A 14,676-nucleotide genomic window follows, 5' to 3' on the forward strand; every position below is an offset into this window, starting at 1 on the left:
TAGACACTCACAGCAAAATCATATTTAAACAGTTGCATTTAATATTTTTGAGGCACTTTGTCGTGGCTATTGGCAAACGTGAGTGCAGCGATTAAGGTGAGCTCTCTCTACATGAAGACAGGAAGTCCGGTGTCGCAACAAGAACTCAACCAAATGGGCAGTGCCAAAGTTTTTCTCATCGAAAAAGATGGCGTCCAAGTAATAGAAAAACGTAACCCTACTCAAATAGAAGTGGCGTTTTATCAACGCTATGCCGAGCAGTTTAACGCGCTTGGAATACACGTACCGCGCTTGATTCAACTCGACGACCAGAAAAACGTTCTGTACGTTGAATACGTTCCCCACGCAGTCGAGCAAGCATTCTTACTTGAAGATGATCGAGTCATTGAACAACTCGTCAAACTGCACCGACTTCCACCAACATCAGATGGTGTTTATCACCGCCACCAGTGGACACCACAAGCGACTCAACAAGCACTCGCAACACTTAAACTGGGCTCAGAGACAGAACAGTTCTTCCACCAGCTACAACAACGATCGGCGCACCTTTTCGATGGGCAGAACTTGATCTCCGGAGACACCAATGCAGGAAACTGGGGACAGCGCCAAAATGGCGAGCTGGTGCTGTTCGACTGGGAGCGCTTTTCTACAGGGCATGTCGCGATAGATTTAGCGCCGCTCATCGAGGGCATGGGCACATTTGATAATTACTTGAACGTAGCAGACAAATATATAAAGTGCGCAGAGAAAGGTGAAACAACAGAATTGGCGCGCGATATCGGACTAGCAAAAGCGTGGATCGTTGTCGAGGTAGTCAACATACTGGTCTCCAGAGAGAATCCGCAGACCAGCAAGTATTTGGACTGGTTTCGGCAAACCTTGCCGCAATGGGCCAAAAGCCTTAGCGCTCAGGTGATGAGTTAGGCTCTGAGATTTGATATAAACGCCTTTCAGGTTCTGCGCATGAGGTTTCGCAGTTGCATACTTTATCAACACCGACGTTGTTTAAACCGCCGCAACTTCCTTGAATGCGCTTGTTGTGAAAAATGACGCCAAGTGACATCAACAAAATGATTGCGAGAAAACCAAGAAAGGTAAATAACCAAACCATATTAACCTGCCTTATTAGCCATCGACTCTAGCTTAAGTATAGCAGGGCTAGATGTTGCTTTGAGTAGCGCCTTAGGTCTTGCCAACAAGGAGGGTTTTGATTTTTGGCCACCACAACCACAGGAGCCGCAGCCGCCTTTTTGTTTGTGAACACTTTTCTTATGATTGTTTGATGGGCGTCCTTGAGAGGGCTCAATCAAAGGCTCTCTTGGAACCGCAAGCACATCTTCCAAGGAACTACGAGTAGACAGCCTAAATACTGGCGTGCCACTGCTAAGTAGCTTTGCCAATACACGTTCACCGATATTTCGCACAAGAACTGCATCCACATTGTACCCTTGTAGAGACTGAATCAACTGAGACTTCGCATTACAACCCGCTTGTGGCATAGAAGCTATGTTCGCTAAGTTTTTTAGCATACCGTCAGTATCAGAATAAATAGCAATGTATGGTGCTTTTACAAAGTGGTTTGCCACCCGCTCACCATCATTAGGAATAGCATAAATCATAAGTTTGACTCCTCATTCGGAAAAACTAATGCATGACCTTCAACTAAACTTTTTGCGACTTTCAATCTTGCACTTTTTACTGTGTTACCAAAAGTTTGTCTAGAAACGCCCATCTGCTCCGCAGCTTGCTGCTGGCTAAGCCCCTCTAAGTCGGCTAAACGTAGCGCTTCTAACTCTTCTGGTAATATGGCGACTTGCTCCAACTGATTAAATGGAATGCCATTGGGCTTAAAGCAATGGTGAGCCGCACGTCCGCATATTCGTCTTTCTATCTTTGGTCTTGCCATCATTGTCCCTCAAAAACACAGAGTCAAATTACGCCTTAAACTGGCATATGCCAATAACATTTTTAGCATATGCCAATAAACTAAGTTTGCAAAAATCAACACGACAAATACGTAATACATCAGCATTAATTAGACATCTAATAATTTAGGGATTTTGATGACAAACGAACAAAAAGATCAATTCTAATTAACCGGATAATAAAAACGTTAGTTTGCGCAGATTTTTCATACAAATACACGCTAATGTGTTCATTTTATTGAAGAAGAAAAACTATAATCCAAGCAAATCATTAGTTTGAACACTAATGATTGTTTTATTTAAAAGGATGTATACCTAAGAAACGAAAAAGAGAAGTTTGACGACATTGGCCTGAGCTTAAAGGGTAATACTTTCGATACAGAACCTGTCGAACGAACATTACTTGGCCTAGGTGCCCTACTCTTCTTGCCAAATTAAGTTTCTTGAGAGCGCTTAGGTATATCAGAAAAAGGAAGTACATATGTCTGACTCAAATTGGCTCAGCGAATTCCCGGAAATGGATGCCTCTGATCTCAGGGCGATTCGCAAAACACTCGACGGCGCCTACAGAGATTTCTCTCGCGAGTATGGTGAACTCATTGAGTCTCTGTTTGATCCACTCCTTGCGTTTCTTGTCTGGTTTGAAAAACTTCTGATTTCTACACCTTGGTTCATTATTTTAGGTGTCTGCACCACTCTCGTTTATGCCGCCAGCCGCTCTTGGAAACTGGCCGCTGCATGTTTTGGTTCGCTGATTCTGATTGGCTATTTTGGAATGTGGGAAGACACTATGCGTACGCTCAGTATCATCACTGTATGTACTATGCTTGCCATCGCACTTGGTATCCCTATAGGCATCGCTATGGCGCGCTCTAATCGCATTCAGTCGGTGGTAACACCATTACTCGACGTCATGCAAACCATGCCGGCATTTGTGTATCTCATTCCAGTTGTGATGTTATTGGGCATCGGGAAAATTCCTGGCCTTATCGCAGTAGTGATCTACGCGATTCCACCGGTTATTCGTTTAACCAATTTGGGCATTCGTCTAGTTGATAAAGAAGTATTGGAAGCCGCAACCGCATTTGGTGCCAGCACTCGGCAACGGCTTTTTGGGGTTCAGCTTCCGCTTGCAATGCCAACCATCATGGCGGGAATTAACCAAACGATCATGATGGCACTGTCAATGGTGGTCATCGCATCAATGATTGGGGTAAAAGGTTTAGGTCAGCCTGTTCTAAAGTCTATTACCAATCAATATTTCACTCTTGGTCTTCTCAATGGTTTAGCAATTGTCGCCCTAGCAATCCTTTTTGATCGTGCTTCACAAGCGTATGCGAAACGCACTCAAGCTCATTTAGGAGACTCAAAACATGACTAGTCCACTTATCGAAATCAGCGGTCTGTATAAAATCTTCGGCCCCAAGCCCAATAGCGTGATTGAGCGCGTTAAGTTGGGACATAGTAAAGAGCAGGTTTTAGCGGAAACAGGCCACACGGTCGGACTAAAAGACATCAACCTGCAAATTCAAAAGGGTGAAATTTTTGTCATTATGGGGTTATCCGGTTCTGGAAAATCCACCATGATTCGCCACTTCAACCGATTAATCGATCCAACCATGGGACAGATCTTGGTAGAAGGGGTGGATGTCATGCAACTTTCTAACAAAGAACTTGAACAGTTTCGCCGTCACAAGATGTCTATGGTGTTCCAACGCTTTGGCTTGCTGCCTCATCGGACTGTTATCGACAACATCGCATATGGTTTGGAAGTTCAGGGAATGAATAAAGAGGCGCGCTTAGAAAAAGCAAATGAATGGTTAGAAACCGTTGGACTGACGGGTTATGAGCACCGGTATCCTGCTCAACTATCGGGTGGACAGCAACAGCGAGTGGGCCTTGCACGGGCACTGGCTACCGACGCCGAAATACTGTTGATGGACGAGGCTTTCTCAGCATTGGACCCTCTGATTCGGAGCGAAATGCAAGATCAGTTGGTAGAGCTGCAACAGAAGCTGCACAAAACCATTATTTTCATTACTCATGATTTAGATGAAGCGCTTCGACTTGGCGATCGCATCGCGATTCTTAAAGACGGTGAACTTGTCCAACAAGGTTCACCAGACGAAATTTTACTGCATCCTGCCGATGAGTACGTTGAAGCCTTTGTAAAAGACGTCAATAGAGCGCGAGCACTGACAGTCGAAACGCTGATGCAGCCACCTTCGTACTGTGTTCGCGCTGAAACCATTGAAGATGCACTAAGTGAAATGAAACGTGTTAAACGTGATTATGCCTACCATGAGACCAATGCAGGCTATCAAGGCGTGATAACACAGCAAGGATTGCTAAACGCAGCGAAGTTAACTCATATATCAGATTGGCGTGATGATATCTATGAAGAGGTGCCTATCATCTCTCCACATTTAGCCATTGAGCAAGTGCTGACTGAAGTCATGTCGTGTGAATATTCACTGCCCGTCATCGATAAGCACGGCAATTTGAAAGGCGAATTAAATCGTCAGGTTATTGCGGAGCTGTTTTCTGATCAACGAAGCACAAAACGAGGCACTTCACGCTCAAGCTTCAATAACGTTTCTTAGATGATGTTGATAATACAACTCACAATAATGTGGGCTGTTATCAATTAACTCGCTCCCACTCCCCTTTTAGATATTTGTCTGTGGGCTCAAGCTTGATACCCAAAGCAACATTTACATTGTTCTGATTTTCCTGACAATTTCATGCTCATATCCGGTTTTATTGACATAGTTAGATCATTCTATTGCTTTTTGATGACGCAAATCCTCGATAAATGTCTACTATTACTCTCATACAAAATCTTGATTTAAAGAGGGATAAAATGAAAAAGACAATGTTGGCACTAACAGGCGCGGTAATCATTCTTGCAGGCTGTCAAGATGAGAAACCTGCCGAAACAAGCGCAGTTGAAGTACCTCAGGCAACGGAAACTGAAGTCACCACCAGTGCAGACGTTACGACTGAGACAATTGACACGTTACCAGTAGAAGAAGAACAGGTAATTACTGAAGAGACATTTGTAGACTCTGAACACAACGCACAAAGTGCTCTGGACTGGAACGGCACCTACAAAGGAACACTACCTTGCGCGGATTGTGCTGGTATCGATATGACAATCACACTAAATCAAGATGGCACTTACGTACTTGAAGAAAGCTACCAAGACAAAGAAGACGGTCAATCAAAATCTGAAGGTCAATTCACTTGGGACGCAAATGGCAGCATCGTAACGTTGACAAATGAAGATGCACCAAACCAATACTTTGTTGGTGAAAACGTACTTATGAAGCTAGACATGAATGGCGAAAAAGTAACGGGTGACCTAGCACCACTATACAACTTAACGAAACAGTAAGAAGTTAGTATCAATACCTGATAAATACCCCAAATCCGAGCCACCCCAGCTCGGATTTTTTCGCTGTTTTAACGAAAGCTATTCCAGCAACCTTTCTATTCTGAAGCAACATTCTGCTTCTTACCCTGATTGTTCATTACATTTCCATACGCTTTGCCGATAGATGCTTACAACGTCATTTTGTACAGTGTTCAAAACAAAACAGAACAACTCGGAAAAATGATGAAAAAAACATTAATTGCACTACTTACTCTGACAGCTGCTGGCTCAGCTTTCGCTGGCGATACTTACATTCGTAACGGTAACATCTACAACAACGAAGGCGGTTGGAACGTAGAAGCTGGTGTGGCTCAAGGCAGCGATCTTTTCAAAGATCAAAAGCATAATACAGCACCAATTCTCAACGGTGGTTACCATGGTGACGACTTTAATGCCGACCTAAGTGGCATTAACTACCGCTTCTTCGGTAACACCAATGAGTTAATCAACATGAGTGCCTACCTTGTAGGTAGCGGTGTAATGCGCGACGGTGATACAGCGAAAAGCCTGAAAGGCACAGATAAACGCCGTTTCGCCGTCGATCTAGGTTTAAACGCAGACTTTACACTGGATCAAAACAACGTCATTTCTACATACCTTCAGCACGATATCAGCGGTGCTTACAAAGGTTACTTAGCGGGCGCGACTTACTTCCACATAATGAAATTCGGTAGTGTTGATTTTGTTCCTTTTGCTAACCTAACTTATCAAAGTGAAGACTACGTAGATTACTACTTTGGTGTAAAACAACGCGAAGCAAACGCAAACCGCAAAGCATACAAAGGTGATTCAACGGTAAGCTATGGTGTGGGCTACAAACTTGTTATGCCAATCAACGACAACTGGCAAGTAAGCCAAATGACACAATACACGCGCCTAGGCAGCGGTATCAGCGACTCTTCTATCGTTGATAGCGCAAACCAATGGGTTGTTGGCGCAAGTGTGTCGTACAACTTCTAATCCGATACGCCCTTATAAAGCCATCATTTCGATGGCTTTATGCGTTGGACATTTGCATAATCTTGAACACCGACTCTAGTGTGAATGAGCAATCCATAACCTATGTAAATCGCTATAGCCTGTATTCTTCACCTGCACACCTCGCACTTGCTGCGTTTTTGTCACTTCTTCGTAGCCAACAAACAAAGGCAAATATAGGTACTGATCGCGCAGCGCTTTCTCTAGGTTTAATAAAGACTGTAGCGAGTGATCATCTGCCATCGCCCTGCGAACCTTTTCTCTATGGCTTAACATCTGGCTTTGATCAAAACTAAAACGCAGTCCAGTTGCTATCGACAGCCATTCGAAGATGCCATATTCAAATGGTGCTTCCATGACTTCCTCAATGAAGAGCAAGTCTGCTTGGTGAGACACTACCTCAGGAAAACTAATGTCATCAATAACAATGATCTCTAACTCTAATCCCGTTGCACGAATCACACTGTGCAACCATTCGGAATGGCGAATTAGACTCGGTATCGTCCAGACAGGTTCAGCTAATACCACTTTACCTTTCAGTTTAGGTATCACACCACCATCTGTTATTGATAAATCTTGCTCATGAGTCTCTAACTGAATGTTGTCAACGGCACTTGGCGCATCATAAATTCGCTTTTGCACATGGATGTAATCAGCGAGTTGATACCAAGTCTCTTTTGTGAGTTGGGATTCCACGCGTTCGCGGTAGGTCACATATGAAAATGCGCTAATTTTTTCCACTTCAACGTGATCGGAGCTTTGGTTAAAGCTCAACATATTTAAGGTTTTAACATCACCATGAGACAGCGTTATTTGATCTAACAATGCGCGTGCTGAAAAATACTCTTTGTGCGCTTCAAGAGTCATACTCTCCTGGTTCCAGCCGCTGATTTTAAATGGTCCAGTCCCTATGTGGTAGGAATAACTAGAACCGAAAGAGACGACATCTCGACACAGAATAGACGCATGAGGAGTTGCTAGCATGTATGGAAACAACTTGTTCGGATGCTTCAATATGATTTTTAAGCAGTTAGATGTTTCTGCAACCACGCTATCAATGCATTGCCAGAGCTCGTGAACTGGTCCTTTTATCTCCCTGAGTCTTTCTATACTCCAAACCACATCCTGTATGTTAAGGGGTTCACCATCATGGCGATATATGCCCGGCCGCAACCATAACGTCATTACCTTGCCTTCCATTTTCCATTCGTGTGCTAACGATGGCTCGATACCACCATTGGAATTTTGGGTCAGCAATACGTCATAAACGCTTTTCGCGACGTGTAATTCAGTGTGACGGTAAGTATTCGCAGGGTCGATTTTGGATACCCAAGGGTAAGAAGAAATCAAAATAGCGTTATTTGATTCGTTCAATCGATTCACTTTTTCAGAAGCGATAGTCAGTGCTCTAACCGCGGTTTGACCGAACCAATCAATAAGTTTCGTTATTGAGTTCATTCTTCCTCTGCCAAGCTCCTCAACCAAAAACTCGGTCATCGCTTGTTGGAGGGAAATATTAATACTGAGACGGCTAGCGTTACTTCGGCCAATCGCAGGTTGCCAATCGACCCAATCGTAAGTGGCAAGCTTTTTCATCACAATAGAAACATTGCGCCTCGACGTGCAAATCACCGCTTCTAGCTCAGAAAGCGTAACAAGGTGATACTGGTGAGGTTCAAAGTGCTTTAACAGTAGATCCAGATACCTAAGATTGACATCGTTCACAAAGATTCCTAAGAGTTATTCCAAAGCAAAAAAATAGCACAGGACGCTTAGCAACTAAACTTCCTGTGCTATATCTAAACAAATTCAAAGCTTGGACTCAGCTCGACCAACAGAAGTCAAAAACGTTTACTAAGCCAAGAGGTAACTTGAATAAGTATTCTTAGAAACGGTAGCTCATACCTACAGAGAATACATTGATGTCTGCATCAACCGTTACTTTTTCATTGCCAAATTTCGCAATGTCTAGCTCAGGCATCATGTATTCCCATTCAACTTGTAGAGCAAAGTTTTCAGTAATAGCGAACTCTGCGCCTAAACCGTACATGCCTGTTACAGTGCTGTCAGAAATGGTGGTATGGCCTGCGCTACCGTCAATCACAGAGTTGCTAATTTTGAATTCAGCATTGAAGTAAGAAAGACCAGCTTTAGCAAAAAGGTTGAAACGATCGCCAATCGGTAGAGTCGCTTTTGGCTGAATCGATAGATACTTCATATCACCAACAGTAACAACTTTGCCGTCTAAAGCATCGTAACCACCAATGGCTGCTTCTAGAGAAATGTATTCGTTGAATTTGTAACCACCGAATACTTTGCCTGAAAGGCTTGAGTCATCTTCAAGTTTAAGTTTAGTGCTAGCGTTAGTACCACCACCATTGATAGAGCCATTAACATCACCAAACGATGCTTGACCTACAGATGCACCAACGTAAGGAGCTGCGTTTGCAACAGAACATGTTGCTAGAAGGGCTGTCATTAGCCATGTTTTTTTAAACATTGTATTTCACTGCCTGTTAATTATTGAGGTTGTGTTTTGCCCATCCTTAAGCATGCCATGCTATCCATTTCACTTGGTTTCAAAACCAAGTGGATGTTAATGAATAAAAACTCAATAAAACATGAAATATTTAGACACAACTTTGCCACTTTCTTTCTTAATTTTGACAATTTAGTCATTTCACAAGCATTGCTGCTTCAACCAGTTAGTGAGTTTGATGATTTCCGCTTGCTTGGCTCGACTCTTTTTATGAATAAAATAAAAGCTGTCGCCGGTTTCCAATCCATGAGAAGGGATGTACACCAAATCATGCGCTTTATCTCTTTCATTGAGCATAAAATCATTCGCAAATGCGATGCCTTGGTCATAACGCGCCGCCTCTATTGCCAACAACATATGACTAAAATGTTGAACATCGACATCTTTCGGCAAGGTGTAACCGCCCGCTCTGCACCACTCTGCCCAATCTTTTCCTCTCTCTCGATAAATTGAGTCTGTCGACAAAATAGGGTATCGCCAAAGCGCTTCTGGAATAGGTTGATCTTGCAACTCTTTCCAAATTTTATGGCTGCAGACCGGATACAGCGTCTCCGCGTATAACTTTACCGACATGTAGTTTCGCTTTGGCTTTTCTACCGTGATAAAACAATCGCCAACGCTGTCTGTCTGTTCAGGATCACCAACGACCATATTGAGTGTCAGATCGATTTCTGGATGTAAGCGCTTAAAATCAGACAAACGCGGAATAAGCCACTTTACGGCAAGCGAGCTATAAATCGCCAACCGTATGCTGCCTTTGTCCCCTTCTCGCACCTTTTGGCTGGCCATCGCAATTGAGCTAATTGCTGGGCTAATATCCTCTAAATATCGGGTGCCCGTATCGGACAAAGAGAGCTTTCTGCCTTGACGGATAAATAATGATTCACCCAAATAATCTTCTAATAATCGTATCTGGTGGCTAACGGCACTTTGCGTCACATTGAGTTCTTCAGCAGCAAGCGAAAAGCTAGAGTTTCTGGCAACAGATTCAAAACAGTGAACCGCTCTGAGTGGTGGCAATTTCATTATCTAAAAATCTCATACTTAAACTAATAAATATCACTTCACTTCATCCTATGACATCACCTACTCTTTGGCAAAGAAAGAGGAGAGGAAAAAGTGAAAGTTACATCGGTCGGAGCAGCGATGCTGCTATTAATTGTTGGAAATCTCATTGCGGTGCTTTCGGACTCTTTAATTAAAAGTGTCGGAAATGAAGTGCCTATTTTTCAATTTGTCTTTTTCCGACAAATTTCAGCGGTGCTTTTTCTGCTGCCAGTCTACTTGCTAACAAAAAATGCGCCTTTTCTTGAAGGGTTTAAGTGGCATGCTGTTCGCGCTCACGTATGGTTACTTGGTGCAATATTCATGGTTTTGGCGATCTCATCTTTACCGCTCGCAACTGCGAACGCGATCTTTTACGCCGCGCCATTGATCATGTTGCCACTTGCAGCAATCTTTTTTGGAGAACAGTTGTCTAAGCAATCGGTCGCCGCAGCGATAATGGGCTTTGCCGGTGTATTGGTCATCATTCGTCCAGACCAAATCGATTGGGCAGCGATTTCAGCTTTAGTTGTTGCAATTACTCTAGCAATCAATAACTTGCTCATTCGAAAACTGCCAAAAAATCAGTCTGTGATGCAAACGTTATTGATGACAAACTTGGCAGGTATTCCAGTAGCCTTCTTGCTTGTTCTGATCGAAGCAGAACCTTGGGACTGGAGTGCTTTCCCTGTTGCTGCTGGCTCAAGTTTGTTCATCATGATTTATGCAGCAACATGTGTCATCGCTTACCGCTCGATCGATAGCAACAAAATTGCCAGCGCTGAATACAGTGGCTTAATTGGTGCCGTGTTTGTGGGATTGATTTGGTTTGGAGAAGTGCCAGACATATTTATGGCAATAGGAACCATTATGATTATTGTGCCTCTGGTTTGGCTTTCTAAACGAGAGCGTCGCAAGAAAAAGTTGCAAGAGCAACAAGAAGCGCACGTTACTTAAAGTTGTGCTCTAACCCAAAGACTAAAAAAACCGAGCCGTAAGTGCTCGGTTTTTTTATGTGGCTCTAATCGGTTTTTACGTAAGCGACTACGTGAGATAAAAACTGCCTTGCAAAGCGATCATTAAACCGGATGCGATATTCATGATCGGCTTCCGACACTAGACGCCAGCCTTCAGCAAAGTATTCTTTGATATCATCAACCGCCTCTTCTTTATTTTTGATGTGTTTCGCGTTCCACTGATAAGTGCAAGAGACAACGATCAGCCCACCCACCTTGGTGGTTTTTTTTAGAGCATTGATCACGCTAAGTGGCGACTCACATTGATCAATCACATTTAAACATACGACTAAATCAAAGCGAGATTGGAGAGTATCGAGCTCAAAAGGCTGGTTAATTAGCGTCAAATCAACATGAGCACATTTCTGTACGATATCTCTATTCTCTACCTCTAAAGTGTTTAAGGTGTTCACATCGTGAAGGTAAGTAAGCTCGACGCGTTGTTCTTCTATTAATAGTTGCTTCAAGCCATCCATTAACCTATTTGAAGGCTCCACAAGCGTCGCTTCTTTAAGGTTAGGTAAGCGTTGCACTAACTCATAATAATTTCTTCCCAGCGCCGCCCCAACCTCAAGTAGGGAATACGGCTGAACGCTGCTTTCGATTACCGCCTGCGCAATAAAATCAGCAACTTGGGAGCAGTGAGGTGATGACAAAAAAGAAAGTGGGACTTGTTTTGAGCGACTGGTTATCATCTCAATCTGTTGATCCTCAATGAACTTGTCGAACCATTGCGCTTCGAAATAACCAGCCAGACCGTGCTCGGTCAGGTAAAAATCTTCCATGTTTTTTCCGTTCGTACTTTAAGAAAAGTGATTGTATCGAACGCGGAAATTAACGGGTATTTCTGGCCGCACATTCCAATGGGAAAACAGATGAAAACGCCGCTTATGTGAAAAAACCCTTTCATCTCAAAGATAAAAGGGCTTGTTAATCGCTTCGGTTAAGTCGCTAACTATTGTGGTAGAACAACGTTACCATCTTGAATTGGGAACGTTTTTGTCGCTGGCTTGCTCGCCAAACGAACCGTCGTTGGTGCACCTGAAACTTCGTAAGTGACGTCGTAACCCACTACTTTATCAGATGTCGTATATTCTGTATGACACTGTTTTTTCGTCGTTGTTACTACATCACCTTTTTGCACATTCTCTTGGATCTTACGACCTGTCAGTGCACCAGCAATCGTACCAGCTGCAGTTGCAATCACTTTACCTGAGCCACCACCGATTTGGTTGCCCAGCGCTGCTCCAGCTGCTGCGCCACCAACCGTACCAATAATTTTATTGTCATCCGCAGGGGCAACTTGCTCGGTTACTACCACGTCTTTACATACTTGGTGCGGCTTTTTCACCGTTTCAGTCACCGCTTCAACCAAAGTAATGTTTGCTTGAGTTGGAGCTGGTGGCGTTTTGTCTTTACAGCCTGCTAGTACAGCAACAACTGCCGTTGCAATTGCGATAGATTTCATATTCATGATTTACATCCCAGTATGGTTTGCTTTGATGAGCGTTATGGTAAATCGCAAAAGGGAAATCACATCAGACGAAAACAAACCCTCTGTTATTAACAAGTAAAGAAACACTGTTTTATAAGAGGTACGTCAAGAAACACTCAGCAGAATGTCAACAGAGCTAAAACTGTATCACTACTGATTATGATTGGGCTGGACTAGTCTATGAGATTTATTTTTAAGCCAAGCTCAAAAATAGTTCGTCATCCGTTAAATACTTATGACGGTGGCTTAGATTACGCACGTGCATAAACATAAAATCAGGGAAACCAGGCGCTATAATGTTATTTGGTTCCCAGCATACACCGCCAACAAACACATATCGCCCCTGCTTGTCATCTTCGTGAAGAGGGTTATTAAGAGGAGAAGAAAACTCTGCTCGGCAACCTTCAACCACACAAACAATTTGTCCTTTAAAAAGGCCAATCACGCGCTTTACAAGATTTGCCTTGATACCACACTTCCATGCTTGGCGAGTGGCCATCTCATAGCCATATTTTCGGATCGCTTTCTTTTGCAAATGTACTACTAGGTTCATTTTGACTCCTGATTCAAGCAACTACGTGAAGCCTAAAGTCATAAAAGCAGATAGACGTCTATACCCGAGTGAGCTCATGGTACGTGGGAATAAACTACGTGATTAGACTGAGTTTAGTGTCGGATGAGATACACCGTCCACGATGCTGTAACGTATCGATTTACACCAATCAAAGGCAGATAACACATCAACTTTTGAGTGCTTTCCTGCGCTGTATCTGGTTACTTCTGTATATTACTATAACGAAATCACCCTCCACGTTTACCTATATAAATTTGTCGTAACGATAGAGGGTGCTTATCATGGAGAGAGGATAACGCCTACGCGTCGATGAGATAATTTTGACCTTCAGTTTCTAAACGATCGATCATTTTACGACACTCATTTAAATCAAGAGGTTGTTCAAAGCGGCGCTTGAGATTCATCAAAAAGAAGATATCTTCACACATGGCTTTCTCAGGTTCGTCACTGATTTTGGCGACCGGTGAACCATTGCACGTGACCATTTTTATCACGATAGAAAGTGGCTGGTAGGCTTCACCATCTTTATTGACATAATCACCCATATCATTGGCAAGAAAAGTACCGATACCAAAACTCACCTGAATACGTCCTTGGAAATACTCGCAAATATCTAACGCTTGTTCGAAGTTAAGTCCGTCGGTAAACACCAGTGTTTTTGTTAATGGGTCTATATTCAGCGACTGGTAGTGTGCAATCATTTTTTCACCCCAGCTATAAGGGCAACCACTATCGTGACGTACACCGAAGTACGCATTACTTAGTTCTTCATCAAAGTCTTTAAGGAAAGCATCGATACCAATCGTATCGGTTAACGCAATACCTAGTGCACCATTAAACATTTTTTGCCAACGTTGCAACGCCACTTTTTGCGAATCTCGCACATTCACCAGAGCTTGGTGTCCCATAAACCATTCATGAGCAACGGTGCCGATAGGCGTCAAATTCAGCTCTTTTGCTAAGTGATAGTTGCTTGTTCCTGTCAAACATTCCGGCACTTCCTGGCACAAATATTCCAGCATAGTGCGCTGAGCTTGGAAGGAAAAACGTCGACGCGTCGACATGTCAGAAAATTTAAAGTTAGTGATGTTACGACGTTTTAGTTCCGACTTTAGGTGCCGAACTTTCTCTTCTAAAACAGTGGTAAATTGCGCAACAGGGATATCTGACCAACGCTGACGGCTACGAACTTCAGACACGATGCTCATGATGATCGTTTCGTACAAGATGGTATCTCGCCACAAACCGTTAATGGTAATTCTTAACTGGCTTGAGCCATCAGCCATTGCTTTATTATGGAAAGAGACATCACTTTGTGGGTTGAAACGGAAATGGCGCAGTGCATCAACAAAGTCAGGAGTCAGGTAAGGCGCGACACGCTTAATATATTCAATTTCTTCTTGCGTAAATTGAATATCTTGCAGTTTAAGGACTTCGGCTTTTACCTCGGGCAAAAGCTCAGAGAGGTCTTCCTCACTGCGCACGATAAACTTATATGACACCATCGCATCAGGGTAAAGCGCTGTTACAGCGCTCATCATATTGACTTTGTAGACATCGAAATCCAAAGCGCTTTGAATGATGCGGGAAGAAAATAGTTTGGTGGTCATTAGGTGCCCTTCTACATGCCCTTCCTGGGTATATAACTTTTTGTTACTAACTAATTTGC

General features: G+C 43.2%; 16 protein-coding genes. 6 read left to right on the forward strand and 10 right to left on the reverse strand.

Features of this window, described 5'->3' with window-relative positions; all coding sequences use genetic code 11:
* Positions 1 to 111: 111 nt before the first annotated feature.
* A complete protein-coding gene (locus R7Z41_RS09515) occupies positions 112 to 924 on the forward strand; it encodes an aminoglycoside phosphotransferase family protein (RefSeq protein ID WP_206970393.1) in 813 nt (270 codons plus the stop codon).
* Here the strand turns inward: R7Z41_RS09515 and nqrM are convergent.
* The 3 genes from nqrM to R7Z41_RS09530 are packed head-to-tail and all read right to left on the reverse strand — an operon-like array spanning position 902 to position 1,906.
* Complete coding sequence (nqrM, locus tag R7Z41_RS09520) at positions 902 to 1,111, reverse strand: (Na+)-NQR maturation NqrM (RefSeq protein WP_017635136.1); 210 nt, start codon at positions 1,109 to 1,111, stop codon at positions 902 to 904. The genes R7Z41_RS09515 and nqrM overlap by 23 nt on opposite strands.
* A gap of 1 nt (position 1,112) precedes the next feature.
* Complete coding sequence (locus R7Z41_RS09525) at positions 1,113 to 1,619, reverse strand: NifB/NifX family molybdenum-iron cluster-binding protein (RefSeq protein WP_005387209.1); 507 nt, start codon at positions 1,617 to 1,619, stop codon at positions 1,113 to 1,115.
* Complete coding sequence (locus R7Z41_RS09530) at positions 1,616 to 1,906, reverse strand: DUF134 domain-containing protein (RefSeq protein ID WP_005373924.1); 291 nt, start codon at positions 1,904 to 1,906, stop codon at positions 1,616 to 1,618. Before R7Z41_RS09530 ends, R7Z41_RS09525 begins: the two co-directional genes overlap by 4 nt.
* Before the next feature lie 500 nt (positions 1,907 to 2,406).
* Between R7Z41_RS09530 and R7Z41_RS09535 the strand changes: the two genes are divergently transcribed.
* The 4 genes from R7Z41_RS09535 (at position 2,407) to ompV (ending at position 6,321) form a co-directional block, all read left to right on the forward strand.
* Positions 2,407 to 3,306 carry an ABC transporter permease gene (locus R7Z41_RS09535; protein ID WP_005373926.1) on the forward strand — a complete coding sequence of 300 codons (900 nt, stop codon included), beginning with the start codon at positions 2,407 to 2,409 and terminating at the stop codon, positions 3,304 to 3,306.
* The gene (locus R7Z41_RS09540) at positions 3,299 to 4,528 is read left to right on the forward strand and encodes a glycine betaine/L-proline ABC transporter ATP-binding protein (RefSeq protein ID WP_225477513.1); all 1,230 of its coding nucleotides are present in this window, start codon (positions 3,299 to 3,301) and stop codon (positions 4,526 to 4,528) included. Before R7Z41_RS09535 ends, R7Z41_RS09540 begins: the two co-directional genes overlap by 8 nt.
* A gap of 260 nt (positions 4,529 to 4,788) precedes the next feature.
* Complete coding sequence (locus R7Z41_RS09545) at positions 4,789 to 5,322, forward strand: copper resistance protein NlpE (RefSeq protein ID WP_005373930.1); 534 nt, start codon at positions 4,789 to 4,791, stop codon at positions 5,320 to 5,322.
* Between the two features lie 222 nt (positions 5,323 to 5,544).
* The gene (ompV, locus tag R7Z41_RS09550) at positions 5,545 to 6,321 is read left to right on the forward strand and encodes an outer membrane protein OmpV (protein ID WP_017635134.1); all 777 of its coding nucleotides are present in this window, start codon (positions 5,545 to 5,547) and stop codon (positions 6,319 to 6,321) included.
* 75 nt (positions 6,322 to 6,396) lie between these two features.
* Here ompV and R7Z41_RS09555 read toward each other — a convergent pair whose 3' ends face one another.
* The 3 genes from R7Z41_RS09555 to R7Z41_RS09565 form a co-directional block, all read right to left on the reverse strand.
* Positions 6,397 to 8,064, reverse strand: coding sequence for an ABC transporter substrate-binding protein (locus tag R7Z41_RS09555; RefSeq protein ID WP_104980421.1), 1,668 nt, complete (start codon positions 8,062 to 8,064; stop codon positions 6,397 to 6,399).
* A 160-nt stretch (positions 8,065 to 8,224) separates the two neighbouring features.
* Complete coding sequence (locus R7Z41_RS09560) at positions 8,225 to 8,839, reverse strand: outer membrane beta-barrel protein (RefSeq protein ID WP_005373936.1); 615 nt, start codon at positions 8,837 to 8,839, stop codon at positions 8,225 to 8,227.
* A gap of 180 nt (positions 8,840 to 9,019) precedes the next feature.
* Positions 9,020 to 9,904: a LysR family transcriptional regulator gene (locus tag R7Z41_RS09565; RefSeq protein ID WP_005387224.1), complete on the reverse strand. Its 885-nt coding sequence runs from the start codon at positions 9,902 to 9,904 to the stop codon at positions 9,020 to 9,022.
* A gap of 93 nt (positions 9,905 to 9,997) precedes the next feature.
* On the opposite strand from R7Z41_RS09565, the gene R7Z41_RS09570 reads away from it, so the two are divergent.
* Positions 9,998 to 10,879, forward strand: a complete 882-nt coding sequence (locus R7Z41_RS09570; RefSeq protein WP_225478308.1) for a DMT family transporter — start codon at positions 9,998 to 10,000, stop codon at positions 10,877 to 10,879.
* A gap of 64 nt (positions 10,880 to 10,943) precedes the next feature.
* Here the strand turns inward: R7Z41_RS09570 and R7Z41_RS09575 are convergent, their stop codons facing one another.
* The 4 genes from R7Z41_RS09575 to pncB form a co-directional block, all read right to left on the reverse strand.
* Positions 10,944 to 11,723 (reverse strand): methyltransferase domain-containing protein, encoded by a 780-nt coding sequence (locus R7Z41_RS09575; RefSeq protein WP_213874357.1) that lies wholly within the window; start codon positions 11,721 to 11,723, stop codon positions 10,944 to 10,946.
* A 170-nt stretch (positions 11,724 to 11,893) separates the two neighbouring features.
* The gene (locus R7Z41_RS09580; protein WP_005373945.1) at positions 11,894 to 12,412 is read right to left on the reverse strand and encodes a glycine zipper 2TM domain-containing protein; all 519 of its coding nucleotides are present in this window, start codon (positions 12,410 to 12,412) and stop codon (positions 11,894 to 11,896) included.
* 214 nt (positions 12,413 to 12,626) lie between these two features.
* Positions 12,627 to 12,986, reverse strand: coding sequence for a hypothetical protein (locus R7Z41_RS09585; protein ID WP_005373947.1), 360 nt, complete (start codon positions 12,984 to 12,986; stop codon positions 12,627 to 12,629).
* A gap of 320 nt (positions 12,987 to 13,306) precedes the next feature.
* The gene (gene pncB / locus R7Z41_RS09590) at positions 13,307 to 14,617 is read right to left on the reverse strand and encodes a nicotinate phosphoribosyltransferase (RefSeq protein WP_225478307.1); all 1,311 of its coding nucleotides are present in this window, start codon (positions 14,615 to 14,617) and stop codon (positions 13,307 to 13,309) included.
* Positions 14,618 to 14,676: the final 59 nt, after the last annotated feature.

The sequence above is a fragment of the Vibrio sp. 1457 genome (assembly GCF_033340195.1).
Classification (GTDB): Bacteria; Pseudomonadota; Gammaproteobacteria; order Enterobacterales; family Vibrionaceae; genus Vibrio; species Vibrio alginolyticus.